Source organism: Vibrio proteolyticus NBRC 13287, assembly GCF_000467125.1.
Lineage (GTDB): Bacteria > Pseudomonadota > Gammaproteobacteria > Enterobacterales > Vibrionaceae > Vibrio > Vibrio proteolyticus.
Map to the genome: position 1 here is coordinate 91,507 of NZ_BATJ01000012.1, position 19,098 is coordinate 110,604.

18 protein-coding genes are annotated in these 19,098 nt (G+C 51.4%); 8 read left to right on the forward strand and 10 right to left on the reverse strand.

Translation table 11 applies throughout. From position 1 onward, the window contains the following. Positions 1-282: 282 nt before the first annotated feature. Together VPR01S_RS15255 and VPR01S_RS15260 are read right to left on the reverse strand one after the other, a co-directional pair. Entirely contained in the window at positions 283-591 is a 309-nt protein-coding gene (locus VPR01S_RS15255) for a bactofilin family protein (RefSeq protein ID WP_040902879.1), read from the reverse strand. Positions 592-599: 8 nt separating this feature from the next. Continuing rightward, complete coding sequence (locus VPR01S_RS15260) at positions 600-1,547, reverse strand: M23 family metallopeptidase (RefSeq protein WP_021706257.1); 948 nt, start codon at positions 1,545-1,547, stop codon at positions 600-602. 683 nt (positions 1,548-2,230) lie between these two features. Between VPR01S_RS15260 and VPR01S_RS15265 the strand changes: the two genes are divergently transcribed. The 3 genes from VPR01S_RS15265 (at position 2,231) to VPR01S_RS15275 (ending at position 6,013) form a co-directional block, all read left to right on the forward strand. Further along, a complete protein-coding gene (locus VPR01S_RS15265) occupies positions 2,231-4,180 on the forward strand; it encodes a PTS mannitol transporter subunit IICBA (protein WP_040902860.1) in 1,950 nt (649 codons plus the stop codon). A 104-nt stretch (positions 4,181-4,284) separates the two neighbouring features. Continuing rightward, entirely contained in the window at positions 4,285-5,433 is a 1,149-nt protein-coding gene (locus tag VPR01S_RS15270) for a mannitol-1-phosphate 5-dehydrogenase (RefSeq protein WP_021706259.1), read from the forward strand. Positions 5,434-5,482: 49 nt separating this feature from the next. Beyond that, complete coding sequence (locus VPR01S_RS15275; RefSeq protein WP_021706260.1) at positions 5,483-6,013, forward strand: MltR family transcriptional regulator; 531 nt, start codon at positions 5,483-5,485, stop codon at positions 6,011-6,013. Positions 6,014-6,151: 138 nt separating this feature from the next. Here the strand turns inward: VPR01S_RS15275 and VPR01S_RS15280 are convergent, their stop codons facing one another. Then, positions 6,152-6,475 carry an efflux RND transporter periplasmic adaptor subunit gene (locus tag VPR01S_RS15280; RefSeq protein WP_021706261.1) on the reverse strand — a complete coding sequence of 108 codons (324 nt, stop codon included), beginning with the start codon at positions 6,473-6,475 and terminating at the stop codon, positions 6,152-6,154. A 213-nt stretch (positions 6,476-6,688) separates the two neighbouring features. Here VPR01S_RS15280 and speA point away from each other — a divergent pair, with 213 nt between their 5' ends. Beyond that, complete coding sequence (gene speA, locus VPR01S_RS15285; RefSeq protein WP_021706262.1) at positions 6,689-8,599, forward strand: arginine decarboxylase; 1,911 nt, start codon at positions 6,689-6,691, stop codon at positions 8,597-8,599. Then, the gene (speB, locus tag VPR01S_RS15290; protein WP_021706263.1) at positions 8,600-9,535 is read left to right on the forward strand and encodes an agmatinase; all 936 of its coding nucleotides are present in this window, start codon (positions 8,600-8,602) and stop codon (positions 9,533-9,535) included. Between the two features lie 112 nt (positions 9,536-9,647). Here the strand turns inward: speB and VPR01S_RS15295 are convergent, their stop codons facing one another. Together VPR01S_RS15295 and VPR01S_RS15300 are read right to left on the reverse strand one after the other, a co-directional pair. Then, positions 9,648-10,484, reverse strand: coding sequence for a M15 family metallopeptidase (locus VPR01S_RS15295; protein WP_021706264.1), 837 nt, complete (start codon positions 10,482-10,484; stop codon positions 9,648-9,650). Positions 10,485-10,677: 193 nt separating this feature from the next. Further along, complete coding sequence (locus VPR01S_RS15300; protein ID WP_021706265.1) at positions 10,678-11,133, reverse strand: Lrp/AsnC family transcriptional regulator; 456 nt, start codon at positions 11,131-11,133, stop codon at positions 10,678-10,680. Positions 11,134-11,282: 149 nt separating this feature from the next. On the opposite strand from VPR01S_RS15300, the gene VPR01S_RS15305 reads away from it, so the two are divergent. Further along, positions 11,283-12,203: a DMT family transporter gene (locus VPR01S_RS15305; protein WP_021706266.1), complete on the forward strand. Its 921-nt coding sequence runs from the start codon at positions 11,283-11,285 to the stop codon at positions 12,201-12,203. A gap of 113 nt (positions 12,204-12,316) precedes the next feature. Here VPR01S_RS15305 and VPR01S_RS15310 read toward each other — a convergent pair whose 3' ends face one another. Continuing rightward, the gene (locus tag VPR01S_RS15310) at positions 12,317-13,294 is read right to left on the reverse strand and encodes an arginine deiminase-related protein (RefSeq protein ID WP_021706267.1); all 978 of its coding nucleotides are present in this window, start codon (positions 13,292-13,294) and stop codon (positions 12,317-12,319) included. A gap of 328 nt (positions 13,295-13,622) precedes the next feature. Here VPR01S_RS15310 and VPR01S_RS15315 point away from each other — a divergent pair, with 328 nt between their 5' ends. Next, the gene (locus VPR01S_RS15315) at positions 13,623-15,476 is read left to right on the forward strand and encodes an ABC transporter ATP-binding protein (protein WP_021706268.1); all 1,854 of its coding nucleotides are present in this window, start codon (positions 13,623-13,625) and stop codon (positions 15,474-15,476) included. Between the two features lie 40 nt (positions 15,477-15,516). Here the strand turns inward: VPR01S_RS15315 and VPR01S_RS15320 are convergent, their stop codons facing one another. Beyond that, positions 15,517-16,299: a helix-turn-helix transcriptional regulator gene (locus VPR01S_RS15320; protein WP_021706269.1), complete on the reverse strand. Its 783-nt coding sequence runs from the start codon at positions 16,297-16,299 to the stop codon at positions 15,517-15,519. 10 nt (positions 16,300-16,309) lie between these two features. Continuing rightward, on the reverse strand, positions 16,310-16,843 hold the full coding sequence (locus VPR01S_RS15325) for a YbhB/YbcL family Raf kinase inhibitor-like protein (RefSeq protein ID WP_021706270.1): 534 nt from the start codon (positions 16,841-16,843) through the stop codon (positions 16,310-16,312). 205 nt (positions 16,844-17,048) lie between these two features. Between VPR01S_RS15325 and VPR01S_RS15330 the strand changes: the two genes are divergently transcribed. After that, on the forward strand, positions 17,049-17,753 hold the full coding sequence (locus VPR01S_RS15330; protein WP_021706271.1) for a DUF445 family protein: 705 nt from the start codon (positions 17,049-17,051) through the stop codon (positions 17,751-17,753). A gap of 54 nt (positions 17,754-17,807) precedes the next feature. On the opposite strand, the gene VPR01S_RS23160 is transcribed toward VPR01S_RS15330, so the two are convergent. Together VPR01S_RS23160 and VPR01S_RS15340 are read right to left on the reverse strand one after the other, a co-directional pair. Next, a complete protein-coding gene (locus VPR01S_RS23160) occupies positions 17,808-17,936 on the reverse strand; it encodes a hypothetical protein (RefSeq protein WP_040902863.1) in 129 nt (42 codons plus the stop codon). A gap of 24 nt (positions 17,937-17,960) precedes the next feature. After that, complete coding sequence (locus VPR01S_RS15340; RefSeq protein WP_021706272.1) at positions 17,961-18,896, reverse strand: bile acid:sodium symporter family protein; 936 nt, start codon at positions 18,894-18,896, stop codon at positions 17,961-17,963. Positions 18,897-19,098: the final 202 nt, after the last annotated feature.

A 19,098-nucleotide genomic window follows, 5' to 3' on the forward strand; every position in this document is an offset into this window, starting at 1 on the left:
AATATTAAATGCTTTATATCCAAGCCGTTTCATTAGGTGAAAGAAACGTCGTTTGGCGAGGAAATAATGCCTACATCCTGTATTGATTGCGTCCGATTATACCGGTATGACCAGTTGGCTTGCTAAATTGCGCCACAAACATGACATGGGTTCCAAAGTCAGCCCCATGTAAGGTCCACAATACGGGTCCTCTCTGTTCGTTGCACACGTGTTCAAACCGAGCGCCCCCAAATACAAAAGCCACGCAAGTGCGTGGCTTTTGTCGGTGCATCGTGGGTTCAATCAGGCTTCGGCAGCCGCTTTCGCATCGCACAAGTCCACCACCTGACGCTCAGACTGACTGTACTGCCCGGCATGGGTCACGCCATGGAACTTGCCTCCCGGCTCAATACTGAGGTTGTCACTGTAAATGGTGCCACTTACCCGGCCACGGCTCAGGATCTCGATTACGTCAGCATAACAGGTGCCTTCAAATTCGCCGTTGATGATCACACGTTCGGCACGGATTTCACCACTGACCAAACCGGATTCACTGATCACCAGACTTTTTTCCACTTCGACGGCCCCGTCGATAGAACCGTCTACCTGGATATCGCACTCTAACTGGAGCTGTCCGCTAATTGCACAGCCTTTTGCGATGACAGTTGTAGCTGACTGCTGACTCTTAACTCGACTTTGTCTACCAAAGATTCCCATCGAATACCTCTTACATTACTAAATAGTGTCTCGAAATTGTCTACCCCCCAGTCAACAAATGGTCGGGGGTTTAACGGCCGGCCAACAAAACGAACTTCATAGTGCAGGTGTGGGCCCGACGACAAACCACTGTTACCAGAGTAGCCAATCAGATCGCCTTTCTGCACAAAATCGCCACTTTGCACTTTGAACTTCTGTAAGTGCGAATACGAACTGGAGAAACCGTAAGCATGCTGCAGGCGGAGAAAGTTACCACTCCCCTTGTTGCTGGGTCGGACGACTTCTACCACCCCATCAGCCGGAGCATAGACAGGCGTACCAATGTTGACGGCAAAATCCTGACCGCGGTGAAATTTCATTTTCCCGGTCACGGGATGTTTACGCTTGCCATATCCTGACGAAATACGTGCATGCTGAACAGGCGATCCGCTGGGGATTTGGGTTAACATCACCATTCGAACCGACGACGTGATGGCTGCCGCGTCCAGACGGGTTTCCAGTGCACCGGCCCCCTCTTCGACTCCGAGAACTTTCTCTAAGTCGCCCAGACGATCAGCCACCAGATTGATGCGCTCTTCGCGCTCCACCAGGTCGCTTTCCAAGTTGTCCTTAAGCTCTTTGAGCGACGTCACTTCCTCACTCAAAGACATGGATTTTGTTTCGAGCTCCCGCTGTTTGATCTTGGCGAAATCCACTTCATTCTTCAGATAGTAGATCACCCCGCCAGTCACAATCAGGCTGACAGCCATACAATATCCCAAGCCCTTGAGCACATGGCGAAACCATTTTCCAAACTGGAAATGCTGCGTGCCATGAATAGACGATACCGAGATTGTTATCCTTTCTTTCATGGAATTTATTCGAAAATTTATTTGAGGCATGAATAAAAAACGCAGGCATTCTAACAAGAATAAAAATAACCCTGAACCTTGTCATGGCTCGCACTAAGACCTTATTGTTAACTTTGTGATTAAGGCATGAAAAATGCGGATCATCACAAACGGTCAAATATGCACCCAATGGATTACTCTTTATTATTGTTTGGTTGCCATCGCCCTCCGCAAGTCCTTTCGCTGACGAAAATTATGCCACCCACGACATATCGTTCGCCGTATCTTAATTACAAAAAAGCGACGGCAGATTGGACGGGATTTAATTCGATTAATTAAATAAATAATGACCTGTGAGAAAGATCACCTGTTGTGCGGAATTAATTTTTTAACCTTTCATTTGTGTGACAAGGATCACTCATGAAACACTTATTGACCAGCTACGTTTTGTGATACCGATCATTTAAAATTAATTGACAATTATAAAAACAACAAAATGTAGCTAAATTACATGTCAGAGATATGACAGTGGTCACTAAAAATTGTTTTGCAGTAGGGATTTTATGCGGAGCTGATCACGAAAAACCCGTTGTCAGTTCCAAATGAAGATTGTGTGGTAAATTGATTGGGTACTAAGCAATCAAGCGGTTTTGGCGAACCGTTACTACAACAATATTCATCAGAACATCGAACGGGGAATTCTTATGATATCACCAGATGCTAAGATCAAGATACAAAATTTTGGTCGCTTTCTGTCTAACATGGTAATGCCTAATATCGGCGCTTTCATCGCCTGGGGCTTTATTACCGCACTCTTTATTCCAACTGGCTGGCTGCCAAACGAAACGCTGGCGTCTATGGTTGGTCCAATGATCACTTATCTGCTGCCACTACTGATCGGTTACACCGGTGGTAAATTGGTCGGCGGTGATCGTGGTGCTGTGGTCGGTGCGATCACAACCATGGGTGTAATCGTCGGTACCGACATTCCAATGTTCATGGGCGCCATGATGGTAGGACCATTAGGCGGCTGGGCAATCAAGACCTTTGACAAAAAGATCGACGGAAAAGTGAAAAGCGGCTTCGAAATGCTGGTCAATAACTTCTCCGCCGGTATCATCGGCATGGCGTTGGCTATTCTGGCGTTCTTCTTCATCGGTCCGTTTGTGAAGATCCTGTCCGGCACGTTGGCGGCTGGCGTAAACTTCCTGGTAAACGCTCACCTTCTGCCACTGACTTCTATCTTTGTTGAACCAGCGAAAATTCTGTTCCTGAACAACGCGATCAACCACGGTATTTTCTCACCTCTGGGCATCCAGCAAGCATCTGAAGCTGGTCAGTCCATCTTCTTCCTGATTGAAGCAAACCCAGGGCCGGGTCTGGGTATCCTGCTGGCGTATATCGTCTTTGGTAAAGGCACAGCCAAACAGACTGCAGGTGGGGCGTCCATCATCCACTTCTTCGGTGGTATCCACGAAATCTACTTCCCCTACATTCTGATGAACCCGCGTCTGATCCTGGCCGCAATTGCAGGCGGTATGACAGGTGTCTTTGTCCTGACGGTATTTAACGCGGGTATTGTGTCTCCAGCTTCACCGGGTTCAATTTTCGCAGTACTGCTGATGACACCAAAAGCTTCTATGGTGGGTGTACTGAGCTCTATCTTCTCAGCGGCGGCCGTCTCTTTCGCAGTGGCTTCAGTTCTGATGAAAGCGCAACGTACCTCTGAAGAAGATGGCGATGAAGTCGCGCTGGAGAAGGCGACTTCACAAATGCAAGACATGAAAGCCACGTCAAAAGGCGCGGTAGCCAATCAGCAAAGCAAAGGCGATGTCGATATGGCGAGTGTGAAAAGCATCATTGTTGCGTGTGACGCTGGTATGGGTTCCAGCGCTATGGGCGCAGGCATGCTGCGCAAGAAAGTCCAGGATGCCGGATTAGACATCCACGTGACTAATTTAGCCATCAACAGCTTGCCAGAGGACGCAGACATCGTGATTACACACAAAGACTTAACGGATCGTGCCCGTAAGCACGCACCTGACGCACACCACATTTCCCTGACGAACTTCCTGGACAGCGAAATGTACAATCAGCTAGTGGTTAAATTGATGGCCGCACAAAACCAACCGGCTGCGAATGATGCCAATATGGTCAAACTGACCGTGCTGGCCGCGAACGACGATAGCTTTGAAGACCAGCAGCCATCGGTATTCCGTATTGAGCGAGAAAACATTCATCTGGGCCTCAAAGCCAGCAATAAAGACGAAGCCATTCGCTATGCGGGTAACAAGCTGGTTGAGATGGGTTACGCGGAGCCAGAATACGTCGACGCCATGTTCGAACGCGAAAAACTGGTCCCCACCTATCTGGGTGAATCCATTGCTGTACCTCACGGTACTGTAGAGGCCAAAGACCGAGTCATCAAAACAGGCATTGTTATCTGCCAGTACCCTGGCGGCGTACAGTTTGGCGAAGACGCGGATGACATTGCCAAGCTGGTTATCGGTATCGCGGCGAAAAACGATGAACATATTCAGGTCATTACCACCATTACTAACGCACTTGATGAGCCGGAGGCCATCGACATGCTGACCAGTACCGACAAGGTTGAGGACATTCTCAACATTCTGTCCGGTCACCAGGCAGCCTAACCTGTTTTGCTCCTGAGCAAAAACCGAGGTCTCGTCACGCCCCCCTATTGTGGCGGACCTCATCTTTAAGATTCGTTAGTCACTTTTTTGGTAGGTAACAGATTATGAAAAATGCAGTACATTTTGGTGCGGGTAACATCGGCCGAGGCTTTATCGGCAAACTGCTGGCCGATGCGGATGTGGAAGTGACCTTTGCAGACGTCGATGCCCCTCTGGTTGACCAACTCAGTCATAAACAAGAATACAAAGTAAAAGTCGTCGGTACGGAATGCACCATTGACACCGTTACACATGTCACCGCCGTGAATTCGACCAGTAATGATGTGATTGACCGCATCGCGAATACCGATCTGGTCACCACGGCCGTCGGCCCGAACGTACTTGACATCATTGCCAAAACCATCGCAACCGGCATCGCTAAGCGCTTTGAGTCCGGTAACGATAACCCTCTGAATATCATTGCCTGTGAAAACATGGTGCGTGGCACTACCCACCTGAAAGGCGAAGTCTACAAGCATCTTGATCCGGCGCTGCACACCAAAGCGGATGAGCTGGTAGGTTTTGTCGACTCAGCGGTTGACCGTATCGTTCCACCAGCCGAAGCCGCCAATGACGATCCTCTGGAAGTGACCGTCGAAAGCTTCAGCGAATGGATCGTCGATGAAAGCCAGTTCAAAGGCGAAGTGCCGGACATCAACGGCATGGAAAAAACCGATAATCTGATGGCGTTTGTTGAGCGCAAATTGTTCACTCTCAACACTGGCCACTGCATTACCGCGTATCTCGGTTGCCTGAAAGGTCACAAGACCATTCGTGAAGCAATTGAAGATCCTCAGATTCGCGCCGATGTAAAACAGGCAATGGAAGAGAGTGGCGAAGTGCTGATCCGTCGCTACGGTTTCGATCGGGCATTTCACGCCGCGTACATTGAGAAAATTCTCGGACGCTTTGCGAATCCGTATCTGGTGGATGAAGTGGATCGCGTTGGACGCCAGCCAATTCGCAAATTAGGGCCAAACGATAGATTAATCAAACCATTACTGGGTACAATCGAGTATGGCACTGATAATCACATGCTGCTCAGAGGCATCGCCGCAGCGTTGAAATACACCAACGACAGCGATCCACAAGCGGTCGAGCTGCAAACATCGCTACGTGAACATGGCCTGAGAGCCACTCTGGCTCACTACACCGGTCTGGATGAGAACGGTGCAGAAGCCACGCAGGTTGAAGCTATCTTCAACCAATTGTAAGTCGTATGGGGCCATATGGCCCCTTTTGAATCACAACGTTAATCACTTTATGGCAGACCAGTTAAACGAAACCGAAATCTTAGAGCGTCTCAACAATACCCCCTCGGTACGCGGTTTTTTTATTGCGACGGTGGAGATATTCGAAGTCGCCATTGATGTGCTGATGCAACGAATTTTCCGCAAAGACAACTTCGCGGTTCAATCGGTGGTTGGCCCTTTGCTGCACGATTCCGGTCCATTGGGTGATCCGGCGGTTCGTCTCAAATTGTTGTATGGTTTAGGCGTTCTGCCCGACCCGATTTACCACGATATTGAAGATCTGATTAAGCTACGTAACAAGCTAAACAGCGATGGCGCTGAGTACGAATTTACCGACCCGACGATACTTGAGCCAATACGCAAACTGAATCTGGTGCAGAAAATGGGCATGGTTCAACTTGAAGTCATGGAACCGGATGGCGATATCGATCTGGATTTTTATCAGTTGCAACTACAGCGGCAACAACAAATCATTAAATCCGGGCTTTCGCTTGCCATTGTCGAAATGTGCAGTGAGCTGGATAAAGAAAGCCCATTTTAGATGCGTTTATTTTTGTGGCGCATACGCGGTCGGGACAATAAACACTGAGAAGAACGTACCCGCATCAGTCCGCCGACCAACACCAGAGCGATATTCACCTGTCCGACTGAACCCGGCCCTGTGGCGAACACCGGGTGTTTAATACAAAGCACTCCTGAGGTTGCGGCTCATCAGTGGCAGTGGCATCCGACATAATACCTGATGGTCGGGTTGGATCACCCGGACGCTGATGCCATCATGCAAGCTCTGTAAACCGGTTGTCACGACTGGCTCACCAACCTTCCCCCCTTGCTCGACGATCACCATGCCGTTGGCAATGTTGTCGCCCAACTGCACGGTTTGGCGGGTAACACGCAGATCCTTGCCTATCAGCCATACATTGCGCTGCTGGTCAGCGGCCACAATCGCATTCTGAGTGAGAAAAACATGCTCATTTCGGCCGTCGATAGCAGAATTTTTCATGGATATGCAGCAGTGATGATTCGTCAGCGAATCGCGCCGTTTTTCAATCGTGACGACAAATTTTAATCATTAGACTCACACCCGCTTTTGTCCGTTAATGCGCGCTGACGCGACACCGTGTCGGGTGTGACCTCCACCAGCGGCAGGTCACGGTTTTCTGTTTTATCTTGGTGGCCGACTCGGCCAGCAGATAACGATTGCTTGAGATGAAATGTGGAACAAGTATCCAAACTAGACAGCGTACGTGCTGATTACAACGTCCATTACTGGAGTCAGGGTTTTTACGGTATCGATAACAACGGTGAAGTTTACGTTTCGCCACGCAACGATAATGCGCATCCGATGCCGCTGAGCCAGATTGTGCACCAGATCGAACAGCAAGGTCTCAACCTGCCGGTGTTAGTGCGTTTTCCGCAAATTCTGCATCAGCGAGTACACAACATCTGTCAGGCATTTAATCAGGCGATTGAAGAGTACCAGTACCCGAACAATTATCTGTTGGTGTATCCGATTAAGGTAAACCAGCAGCGTGAAGTAGTCGATGAGATACTGGCCAGTCAGGCTCAGCTGGAAACCAAACAATTGGGTCTGGAAGCCGGCAGTAAACCTGAGCTGCTCGCAGTACTGGCCCTGGCGCAGAAAGCCAGCTCAGTCATCGTCTGCAATGGTTACAAAGATCGTGAATACATGCGTCTGGCTCTGATCGGCGAAAAACTCGGTCATAAAGTCTTTATCGTGCTGGAGAAAATGTCTGAGCTTGACTTAGTGCTGAAAGAGGCCAAAAGCCTAGACGTAAAACCCCGGCTTGGGATCCGCATTCGTCTTGCATCGCAAGGCGCAGGCAAATGGCAGTCCAGCGGTGGTGAGAAATCTAAGTTCGGTCTTTCTGCATCGCAGGTACTCAATGTGATGGATCGGCTACGCAGTGAAAATATGCTTGATGCGCTGCAACTGGTGCATTTTCATCTGGGTTCGCAAATGGCCAACATTCGTGACGTGCGCAACGGTGTCAATGAATCCGCCCGCTTCTACTGCGAACTGCGCAGCATGGGGGCACACATCGACTATTTCGACATCGGTGGCGGCCTGGCGGTGGACTACGACGGCACACGCAGCCAGTCGTCTAACTCGATGAACTACGGTCTGGCGGAATACGCACGCAACGTAGTGAATACCGTTGGTGACGTCTGCCTGCAGTACGGACAGCCAACGCCGGTGATCATTTCGGAATCAGGCCGTTCACTGACGGCACACCATGCGGTCCTGATCACAAACGTCATCGGCACCGAAGCGTACCATCCGGAGAGTGTCTCTGAACCGGAGTGGCACGACCCTCTTCTGCTGCAAAATATGTGGCGTAACTGGGAGTGCCTGCAAGATGGTATGGATGCTCGCGCACTGATTGAAATTTACAATGACACTCAGAGTGACCTGGCCGAAGTGCATTCTCAGTTCGCCACGGGCGTTCTCAACCTGCAGCAACGTGCTTGGGCAGAACAACTGTCGCTGAGAATCTATCATCAGCTCAGTCACAAGATGAGCACAAAGAACCGTTTCCACCGGCCGATCCTCGACCAGCTTAGCGAACGTCTGGCAGACAAGTTCTTCGTCAACTTCTCGTTGTTCCAGTCGCTGCCGGATGCCTGGGGTATCGATCAGGTATTCCCGGTCCTGCCACTGTCAGGGCTGGACCGTCTCGACGATCGCCGCGCCGTGATGCTCGACATCACCTGTGACTCTGACGGATCAATCGAACAGTACGTGGAAGGCCAAGGCATTGAAACGACCCTGCCCGTACCTGCGTGGACCAAAGATCAACCCTATTTGATGGGCTTTTTCCTGGTCGGTGCGTATCAGGAAATATTGGGTGACATGCACAACCTGTTCGGCGACACGCACAGCGTGGTAGTGAACATCCATGACAATGGCCAGGCTGAGCTGACGTCGATCAACGAAGGCGATACGGTGGAAGATATGATGCGCTACGTCCATATTGATGTAGACAGCATCCGTGAACATTACCGCGAACTGGTGCGGCTGCGCGTATCCGGCCACGAACAGCAGACCATTCTGGATGAACTGGAACAGGGTCTGAGCGGGTATACTTATTTAGAGGACTTTTAAATGAATGATTTGTTTAGCAAAACCGATTATTCACTCTATTCCAATGCGATGACATTCCTGCGTCAGCCTTATCAGCGCAATCCATTGGAAAGCGATGCGGATTTGGTGGTGCTTGGGGTTCCGCTGGATATGGCGACATCAGGACGTCCCGGTGCCCGGATGGGCCCGGATGCGATTCGCCGTGCATCAGTGAATCTGGCCTGGGAAGGTAAAAAGTTTCCATGGGAATTTAACGTCTTCAAACGCGCCAAAGTGATCGATGCTGGCGATCTGGTGTTTGATTGTGGCGACGCAGAAGATTTTACCTACCGGCTTGAAGCGGCCACCTCAGAGATTCTGAAAAGCGGCAAAACCATGCTGGCACTGGGAGGGGATCATTTCATTACCCTGCCCATCCTGCGTGCTTATGCCAAGCACCACGGTGAGATGGCGTTGATTCATTTTGACGCGCATACCGACACCTACGCCAATGGCAGCAGTTATGATCACGGCACCATGTTTTATCATGCGCCGAATGAAGGCCTGATCTCACCGAAACATTCGGTTCAGATCGGGATCCGAACCGAGTACGCTCAGGAGCGTCATGGTTTTAATGTCATCAACGCGATGCAAGCCAACGATCTGCCCGCCGCTGACATCGTCACTCAGATCCGCGACATCACCGGTGACAAGCCGGTTTACGTTACGTTTGATATCGATTGTCTGGATCCGGCTTTTGCCCCGGGGACCGGTACACCGGTCTGTGGTGGACTCAACTCGGACAAAGTGCTGAAAATCATTCGCGGCCTGGCGGGGATGAACATTGTCGGCATGGATGTGGTGGAAGTATCGCCGCCCTACGATCAGAGTGACATTACCGCACTGGCTGGCGCCACCATTGCTCTGGAGCTGATGTACGCTTGGGCGTTCAACCGCGACAGCGAAAAAACCGCCTGATCATCGGTCCAAAAAATAGCCCCGAATGGGGCTATTTTTGTTGCTATTCTCTGGGTTTACGTAAACGAAAAAAGGAGAATTACCAACAGCGTATCGTCCCAAATAGGTGGCATTATTTGCGCGAAGGGGCCCAATTAGAGAATTTTTTCGTTACCTTCTGAACACAAATCGCCCGGGCCTGTTCGTGTACCGCCTGAGTGGACGCTTTCATGCAGGTCAGGTAGTCAGCAATGTATTTTTCGAAAACCCCTCGCGCTTTGCCCGGTTCCGCTGCCAAACGGTTGACCAGCGCACGCGGTCCGACTTCAAAGTGCTGTGAATCAATGGGGTAGTTCCAGTAACCGCCCCAGGTCAAAAAACCGTTCTCAGCGAAAATATCGATCACGTCTTCTGCCATACCACTGCGAACCGGTTTGCCAGCCCGGTAGGTATATCGGTTCAGATACTGCTTGGTGGATTGTTCGGGCTGTACACTGACCCGATTATGATCATCAATGTCGATAAACGGGTTCTGCACCGGATTGATATCAATAGCCAGACCAAATGCGTGTTTCGACCACTCCGTGCCGCCGGTCATCGGCCGGGCATTGAAGCCGCTGGTGTTGTTGGCCGTCATCGACGCTTTGTCACTGCCGTTGAAGTGTTCAATGGGCAGTACGGATTGCATCGGCACCTTGCGTTGATAGAGTGCCTCAAAAATGCGCTCAACACGATGCGCAACCGAATTCATCACCACCACCGCGCCTTGTTTGACCTCGCCATTAAAATCATAGTGGCGCACGTGTACCGTCGACAGGCGATCGCATTGAATCGGAGATTCATTGCTTATCGCCCCTTTTTCCCGCATCACTTTGCATTGTTGCGGGGTGATTGGCTCAACACTCGCCAGTGCCGACGTACTCAGCAGCAGTGGCAGCACAACAATCGATGACAGAATTTTTTCAGGCATGGGGCAGCTATCCGAACATGTCGCAACATTGAGAAAAACACACCTTGCCCCATCCTGAAACGCTTTTCAAGCGCCTGCGCTACAAGCGTGACAGAGTCGTCGCTTACGACCCCGCTTCATGTACCGAATCCCAGCCACTCTCCGACAACGAGCACGAGTCCTCTCACCACCGGTGTGCTGCACTCGCTGCTGATCAGATAAAGACCGGCAATATGCCCTCACCTTTGACCTGGCGAATCGCAAGATGGGTGTGGATATCTTTGACGTTTTCATGTTGCTGGAGCTTACGGATGAAAGATTCATAACCCGCCAGCTCTTTGCTGACTACCTCAAGCAGATAATCGTAGGCACCTGAGACCACGTGGCAACTGATCACCTCTTCCATCGCCATCACGGCCTGTTCAAAATCATCAATCGAACTTGCCTGATGATTATTGAGACTGACTTCAACAAAGACCGTCATACCCACCCCGATTTTGCTCTTGTTCAGGCAGGCACGGTAACCGTCGATCACCCCGCACTCCTCAAGACGTTTCAGCCGCCTCGCACAGGGTGAGGCGGACAAACCAACCATGTCCGCCAGTTCAGCCGTCGAGAGCCGGCCGTGTTGCTGGATCAACCTGAGCAAGTGACGATCAATTCGGTCCATTTTCAATCCTTTGCATTTTTCTATCAAATAATAATTAAAACTGAGTTGATTCAATCATAGATCACTTTATTTTTACCACAACTTGCCCGGTTAATGCGTTATTTCCCTTTCATAATGGTATCCAATGTGTCCAACCTCACGAGACGGTTATGATTTCTGGGTATCTGGCGATACTGGCCACACTGTTGCTCTGGTCCGGTTTTTTTCTTTCACTTAAAGGCGGGGCGAATTCCGCACTGACTCCTGCGGATATTGCGCTAGCGCGCTTTATCTTCCCAGCCCTGGTGCTGTTACCCTGGGTAATGAAAGCGCGTCAGCAATTGCTGGCCGTCCCACGTCGTTACCACTTCGGCATGCTAGTTGGCTGCGGCCTGCCTTATCTGCTGGTGGCCAGCACCGCCATGCAGTATGCGCCCGTGGCTCATGGCAGTGCCCTGATCCCCGGAACACTGCCACTGTTTGTGTCAGCGATTGCCGTGAGTTGCTATGCTCAGCCGCTCAGCCGTCACCGTCTGGCTGGCCTGACACTGGTGCTCAGCGGCATTGGATTGTTCCTTTATTCCAGCCTTTCCACGTATAACTATGCGCAACTGAATGGCCACATGCTATTCCTACTTGGCAGCCTGATGTGGGCAATGTTCACCATCAGTGCCCGGGTCGCCAATCTGCATCCTTTGGTCAGCGCGGGTTATATTTCTCTGGTCTCTGCTGGCGCATTACTCGTATTGATTGTCAGCGGACGCCTCGACAGCCATCTGGCACAAACCGCCTTGGTCAACTGGCCGTGGAAAGAGGTCAACGGGCATATCCTGCTACAAGGCGTTGGGGCGGGTCTGTTGGCGGCGTTTACCTATCTGCATGCGATTACTAAGTTGGGTGCGGAGCGATCTGCGGCATTCGCTTCTGCCACGCCAGCTGTCGCTACTTTGCTGGCCATTCCTGTGTTTGGCGAGTTTCCAACGCCAGAAACCTGGACCGCGCTCGGCCTGATATGCGGGGGCAGCGTGATCGCCAGTAATGTCTTTATGAGAAACGACACCTCACTCGCCTACCAGCCGCCGGGGCGCTGATGATCCGCGTTTTTATCCGCCAATCCAGTGTCGAATGGTAGTGAGAACAATAAAGCGGCGCAAAAACAGCGACGCCGCCCAATCATGAGCGGCGCCGACGGCAAACGGATAGGTTACAGCGGATTTTTGCGACTTGGCAGGAACACTTCGCCCAACATACAACGCACGCTGCCGCCACCGATGTCTTCAATGGTTTTCACATTAAAGGGCAGCAGTTTACCGTGACTCGACAACTGTGCGCGCTGCGCGGGTGAGAACGCATCAAACGCCGACTGAGACATCGCAATCACTTTGTCACCATTGACCGTTTCCAACTGCAGAATATTGCCGCAGAAACGGTTCATTTGATCTATCGAAATCGAGATCACCTGCTTGTCTTTGGCCAGTGATTTGAGCACGAAACGGCGTTCAAACTCCGGGATCACTTCATCACAGATCACGCAGAATCCTTCGCCAATCGCCATCATCACATTGGTGTGATAAATCGGATGGCCAGACGGCAATGCAGTCTGGAACGACACCACGCGTGAATAACCGATGCGCTCAGCATAATCTTCCAGCACTTCGCGATCACAACGTTGAGACAACGCCGCGTAAATTGTCCGGTTAACGTGATCAATCACCATCACGCCGGTACTTTCCAGGTGCGCATTGCTGTTGAGATAATCGACCAGTGAGTCCTGATGACTGACCAAACGGCCTGCGTCACTTAATGCCTCAACTAACGCATCAGGGCGAACTTCCTGCTGACGGTTCTGACACGCCATTGGGAACGTATAAAAGCCGCCTTCCGCCGTGGTACTGAACCAGTTATTCGGAAAAACCGCATCAGGCGTTTCCACTGCCGAAAGCGGATAATCAAACTCAACAACCTGCACGCCTTCACGGCGTAACGTGGCCACCATCGCATCAAATTCAGCCATTGCTTGCTGGCGTACCTGGCTATCGCTCAGGTCAACCTGATGCTGGAATTCATTGTCCTGAGCCGTCTCTGCGTTATACTTGAACTCCTTCGGCGGCACCATCACCACACAATTGGCGTTCTGGACGGTCTGGTAATCCGGACTTAATTTTTCTTGTTCCTGCAACATGTTCGGATACTCATCTCTTCACTAAATTTATTCAGATTGTAAACATATTGTTAAGCCTGATTTTGCTGAATTTCAGACTTTCATCATCCAAAACTTAACGATTTAACTGAATAAAAACCATTTTACAGTAATTTTCACTGCCACCAAGACGGAATATTTGCGTTGCTCGCATATTATGCAAGTGAATGAAGTGGGAAAACCTGCCTAAATGTGCACATTTCATATACAATTGCAGCACTCTGCCTGATCAATACACCCAATAACCCCCTTGACGGATACAAACACCATGAGGTGACAGGCTGATGACGTTGGCTTTTTAGGACGAATTATGTTTAAGAAATTTGAAGGATTCACCCAACCTTTCCCCGACAAAGAACCGGAACAACCGCCTGCAGGTATTTTCGCGTTTTGTCGTTACTACACGCGCGGCTTTGAAATTCCACTGCTGATCATGTCTTTAATGGCCACCGTGGTGGCGATCGTCGAAGTATCGCTGTTTGGCGCAATGGGCAATCTGGTTGACTGGTTGTCGAGCAGTAACCCTGAGACCTTTTGGCAAGACAATCGCAGTGACTTGATGTTTTACGGCGGCTTGCTGTTGGTGGTCATGCCGGTATTGGTTGTCGGCTACTCACTGCTGGTCCATCAGACATTGCTTGGTAACTATCCCATGTCGATTCGTTGGCTGGCGCATCGCTACCTGCTCAAGCAAAGCCTCAACTTCTACCAGGATGACTTTGCCGGCCGCGTCGCCACTAAAGTAATGCAGACGTCACTGGCGGTGCGGGAAACCGTCATGAAGAGCATGGACGTATTTGTGTACGTTTCCGTGTATTTCACCTCAATCATTGTTTTGCTGGCTCAGGCCGACTGGCGCCTGATGATCCCGATGATGATCTGGCTGTTGTGTTATGTCTCGATTCAGATCTACTTTGTTCCGAAGCTCAAACAGGTCGCCTCCGAACAGGCTGATGCCCGCTCGACCATGACCGGCCGCATCGTCGACAGCTACACCAACATCGCCACGGTGAAACTGTTTTCACACAGCAAACGGGAAACCCAGTACGCAGAGAAAGGCATGCAGGGTTTTCTGGATACGGTATACCGACAAATGCGTCTGGTCACCGGCTTTGACGTCGCAGTGGAAATCACCAACTACATTCTGGTGTTCTCGATAGCCGCATTGTCGATCTTCTTGTGGATGGACAACGCCATCTCCATAGGCGCGATTGCGATTGCCATCAGTCTGGCGCTGCGGATTAATGGGATGTCGATGTGGATCATGTGGGAAGTCGGGGCCTTGTTTGAAAACATGGGTACCGTCGTCGACGGCATGCGCACCATGGCCAAACCCATCGACATCAAAGACAAACCCGGAGCGAAAGATCTGCAGGTACATCAGGGCGGCATTGAGTTTGATGATGTGAGTTTTCACTACGGAGAGGAGGCGAAAGGCGTCATCAATCATCTTAACCTCCACATCAAACCGGGAGAAAAAGTCGGCCTGGTGGGCCGTTCTGGCGCGGGCAAATCGACCTTGGTGAATTTGTTGCTGCGTTTTCACGATGTGGAAGGTGGCCAGATTAAAATTGATGGCCAGGAAATTTCACACGTCACGCAGGACTCGCTGCGTCGCAACATCGGTATGGTGACTCAGGATACCTCGCTGTTGCACCGCTCAATTCGCGACAACGTGCTGTATGGAAACCCGGATGCGACCGAAGACGATCTGCTCCGCGCGACCAAACAGGCCCATGCGCATGAGTTCATTGAGACGCTCAGCGATCCGTTCGGCAACACAGGCTACGACGCTCAGGTTGGCGAGCGCGGGGTGAAATTGTCCGGTGGCCAGCGTCAGCGTATCGCCATTTCCCGGGTATTGCTGAAAGACGCGCCCTTGCTGGTGCTGGATGAAGCAACCTCAGCACTCGACTCAGAAGTCGAGGCCGCTATTCAGGAAAGCCTTTACGAACTGATGGAAGGCAAAACCGTGATCGCGATTGCCCACCGCCTATCCACCATCGCCGCCATGGATCGCCTGATCGTGCTCGACAAAGGTCACATCGTCGAGCAAGGCACTCATCAGGAATTGCTGGCAGCCAATGGCATCTACGCGCAATTGTGGGCGCACCAGACCGGCGGTTTCCTTGGCGAACAAGAGCCGGAGCAGCAAAGTGCATAACTCACACATCACTGATAACGGCGGCCTCAGGTCGCCGTTTTTATTGCGGCAGTGTTCTGAGATATTGTTTGGGCGAAATGCCAAACCAGTGACTGAAACGCTGGCTGAATCGCTCTGGCGATTGATATCCGCACGCCAGCGCCAGAGCGAGCTGTTGACGCTCCCCCCCTTGCATTAACGCCAGTGCATGGTTCATTCTGACCTGCAGCAAAACATCCCGAAAGCGGGTATCGTGCTTTTTCAAACGGCGAATCAATGTCGCCCGGCTGATGGCAAAATACTGACATACCTGCTCCATCGAATGCGCTTCATCCGGCGCTCGACTCAAATAACGAATCAACCGCACCAGCAGCGAGTCCTCTTCTGCTGGGAACAGCAGATGTAAGCGACCGTGTTCCGCCAACTGTTGATAGAGGGCGTTTAACCAATGGGTCTGTGTCGCGAGGCTGTAGCGCGATACATCAAGCTGACTCAGGTGGCGCAGCGTCTCTTGCAGAGCTTTATCCAGTTTTAACAGCGCCCCGCTCCTGTCCGCGGCGCAGCAACGGCTATACTCCAGCATGTCACGAGCGGGCGCGATGTGAAAGCTCACTTGCAGAGAACAAAACCGGCCCTGCGCCGGCCGGTTTTCAAAACTGAGCCGCTCACGAGCAGACACCAGCAACATCATCCCCGCCTCAATGTCGGCTGTCTGGTGCGTCTGAAACACACGCTTACTGCCCGCTTGAATCCAGAACAGCGAAGGCACCAGCACCGCGACATTACGCAAATGTTGCGGATGCAACCCCTGATAATAACTGACTGAAAAGGCCCGCTCTGTCATCACGCCTCCTTTAACGAGAATAGGTGGCCGTCAACGTTGCTTGATCCAAAGCCATACTATTGAGCATGTACCCGGCCAACGCTGGCGAGGCACTCTCAGGCAGATCCAGAGTTTCAACCGGCAACGCCCAGACGGTAAACTGGTAGCGATGCATACCATGGCCTTGTGGTGGGCACACACCGCCAAACCCCGGATGACCGTAATCGTTGCGCAGCTCCACGGCACCTAACTTGCCCAAATCCGCCCCTTTGGCCAACACGGTTACCTTCGCTGGAATATCCACCGCACTCCAGTGCCACCAGCCGCTGCCTGTGGGCGCATCGGGATCGTAAGCCGTGACCGCAAAACTCTTGGTACCCTTGGGCGCCCCGCTCCAGCTCAGTTGCGGCGAATGATTCTTACCCGCACAACCAAATCCCTGAAACTCGAATTCCGCCCGCATCGGCTGGCCTTCCTGGATGTCCTGACTGTGCAACTGCAAGGCGAAAGTCGGCAGCGACGTCAGAGATGAAGCGGCGATCAACGCCAATAAAGTGGGTTTCATGATGTTCTCCTCAAATGAAAGTGGACCTACATCCTAACCACTCGCCAACAATAAATAGTGACTGTAAGTATCCAAATAGTCCATAGAATAAACATTTCTGATACTTTTCGTTGCATCCTGACTTATCTTGCTGCGAAGACCTTGTCACACCGCGGGGGCATTAATATACTCTTGCTCCATCTATTCCCCTTATCGATAAGTCCACATGAACAAGAGCTTACTGACGAATATTGTTGCTATCGCCGTTTTGGCCGGTGGTTATCAGTTTGACAACCAGATCGCATTTTACGCTGGTCTGTTCGCTTTCTCCGGCGCCATCACCAACTGGCTGGCTGTGCATATGCTGTTTGAAAAAGTGCCCGGCTTGTATGGCTCTGGCGTGATTCCCGTTCGATTCGAAGAGTTTAAAGCCGCAATTAAAACTCTGATGATGGAGCAATTTTTCACCGACACCAATATCGACCGGTTTCTGAACAAAGAGATGTCCGGCGATAAAACATTGGATCTGGAGCCCGTGATCGCTAACGTCGATTTTAATCCGACCTTCGATTCGCTGGTGGAAGTAATTGCTAACTCTCCGTTTGGTGGCATGCTGGCGATGTTTGGCGGCACCGAGGCACTGCAACCACTCAAAGAACCGTTTGTCGAAAAAATGCAGGCATCCGTCATTGAAATCAGCCAGAGCGACAATGTCAAAGCGGCGCTGAAAGAGCAGTTGGAATCGCCGGCGATGATGGATGAGATCAAGCACAATATCGAAAACATCATCGATCAGCGCCTCAATGAGCTGACACCTCAACTGGTCAAGGAGATCGTGCAGAAGATGATTAAGCAGCACTTAGGCTGGCTGGTGGTCTGGGGCGGCGTGCTCGGTGGCCTGATTGGAGTACTGACCGCTCTGGTTGCCTGATAACCGGATGAAAAAAGCCGCTCAACCGAGCGGCTTTTTTAAACCAACTTATCCTTAACGCCCACTGAGCGCCTGAATCAGCCTCAGGTGCCAGGTGATTTCACCGTACGACAGCAAGTCAAACAGGGTAAAAAACACCACACAGATGATCGCCAGTTTTATCAGTCTTTTTACTATTAACATCTTTCTCTCCGGGAGCACTACTTTTCAGGACTCCGTCATCACCGCATCACAACCACTCTGACGTCGCGACCAATACCCGGCCAGCGCTGAACCACTGATATTATGCCAGATAGAAAATATCGATCCGGCGATCGCGGTACCGGGGGCAAAAAATTTCATCGCCAACGCCGTTGCCAGTCCGGAATTTTGTAACCCGACTTCAAATGCGATTGTCCGGCACACTCGTTTATCAAAGCCCAACATTAAGGTGACCCAATACCCGGCCGCCAAACCAATCGCATTATGCATCATGACAGCCACCAGCACCACGGGGCCAACTTCCCGGAGTTTACCGGCCGTCAGTGCCACGACAATCGCGATGATGAAGACAATCACGGCCATTGAAATAAGCGGCAGAAACAGCGCAACCCGCTCGACCAGCCGATGCAGATACGTGTTGACCACCACGCCCACCACCACCGGCAGCAACACCACTTTGAGCAGGCTGACAAACATGCCCGCCACGGGAATATCCACGCTCTGCCCAGCGAGCAATTCCACCAGCAAAGGAGTCACCGCCACCCCGATCAAGGTGCTCAGTGCCGTCATGCTGATGGACAGCGCCACGTCACCTTTCGCCAGGAAGCACATCACGTTGCTGGCGGTGCCGCCCGCCACGCAACCGACCAGAATCATCCCCACCGTTAGAGTTGGGTCAAATTGCATAACGCGAGCAACCAGTAACGCCACCAGCGGCATCACGGTGAACTGCAGCGCGACACCAACGGTCACCGCGGCACGATTCTTTAGTACATTGGCAAAATCTGCCGGCTTGAGCGTCAATCCCATCGACAGCATGATGACAGCCAGTAGCGGCACAATCAGAGGTTTAAAGTCGACAAACCAGTGAGGCTGAAACAACGCGGCCGCCGACAACAATACCGCCCAAAGCGGAAAGAGATTAGTGATCATCCTTAACATCAGAACCTTATCCTTGCAGATCGTTTCAAGCAGTAGCGCCGCAGCGCCTTACCGTAGAACCGATAAATACCGAGCGCCTATCTAACCAAAATTGCTCTCTGCCGTCGATACTATTAACAAAAGGATAAGCGTCTGAGAGCAAACGGCGTCCGAATTAACCGCAGACGCCGTGCATAACAAAAGCCGTGAAAGACCTTGCCGA

Excerpts from the sequence above, each read along its gene's own strand:
- VPR01S_RS15300 (WP_021706265.1), bottom strand. The coding sequence starts at position 11,133 with ATGGACCGAATTGATCGTCACTTGCTCAGGTTGATCCAGCAACACGGC.
- VPR01S_RS15280 (WP_021706261.1), bottom strand. The coding sequence starts at position 6,475 with ATGAAAAATTCTGCTATCGACGGCCGAAATGAGCATGTTTTTCTCACT.
- VPR01S_RS15260 (WP_021706257.1), bottom strand. The coding sequence starts at position 1,547 with ATGAAAGAAAGGATAACAATCTCGGTATCGTCTATTCATGGCACGCAG.
- VPR01S_RS15265 (WP_040902860.1), top strand. The coding sequence starts at position 2,231 with ATGATATCACCAGATGCTAAGATCAAGATACAAAATTTTGGTCGCTTT.
- speB (WP_021706263.1), top strand. The coding sequence starts at position 8,600 with ATGAATGATTTGTTTAGCAAAACCGATTATTCACTCTATTCCAATGCG.
- VPR01S_RS15315 (WP_021706268.1), top strand. The coding sequence starts at position 13,623 with ATGTTTAAGAAATTTGAAGGATTCACCCAACCTTTCCCCGACAAAGAA.
- VPR01S_RS15340 (WP_021706272.1), bottom strand. The coding sequence starts at position 18,896 with ATGTTAAGGATGATCACTAATCTCTTTCCGCTTTGGGCGGTATTGTTG.
- VPR01S_RS15310 (WP_021706267.1), bottom strand. The coding sequence starts at position 13,294 with ATGTTGCAGGAACAAGAAAAATTAAGTCCGGATTACCAGACCGTCCAG.
- VPR01S_RS15305 (WP_021706266.1), top strand. The coding sequence starts at position 11,283 with ATGATTTCTGGGTATCTGGCGATACTGGCCACACTGTTGCTCTGGTCC.
- VPR01S_RS15325 (WP_021706270.1), bottom strand. The coding sequence starts at position 16,843 with ATGAAACCCACTTTATTGGCGTTGATCGCCGCTTCATCTCTGACGTCG.
- VPR01S_RS15270 (WP_021706259.1), top strand. The coding sequence starts at position 4,285 with ATGAAAAATGCAGTACATTTTGGTGCGGGTAACATCGGCCGAGGCTTT.
- VPR01S_RS15330 (WP_021706271.1), top strand. The coding sequence starts at position 17,049 with ATGAACAAGAGCTTACTGACGAATATTGTTGCTATCGCCGTTTTGGCC.
- VPR01S_RS15275 (WP_021706260.1), top strand. The coding sequence starts at position 5,483 with ATGGCAGACCAGTTAAACGAAACCGAAATCTTAGAGCGTCTCAACAAT.
- VPR01S_RS15320 (WP_021706269.1), bottom strand. The coding sequence starts at position 16,299 with ATGACAGAGCGGGCCTTTTCAGTCAGTTATTATCAGGGGTTGCATCCG.
- VPR01S_RS15295 (WP_021706264.1), bottom strand. The coding sequence starts at position 10,484 with ATGCCTGAAAAAATTCTGTCATCGATTGTTGTGCTGCCACTGCTGCTG.
- VPR01S_RS23160 (WP_040902863.1), bottom strand. The coding sequence starts at position 17,936 with ATGTTAATAGTAAAAAGACTGATAAAACTGGCGATCATCTGTGTGGTG.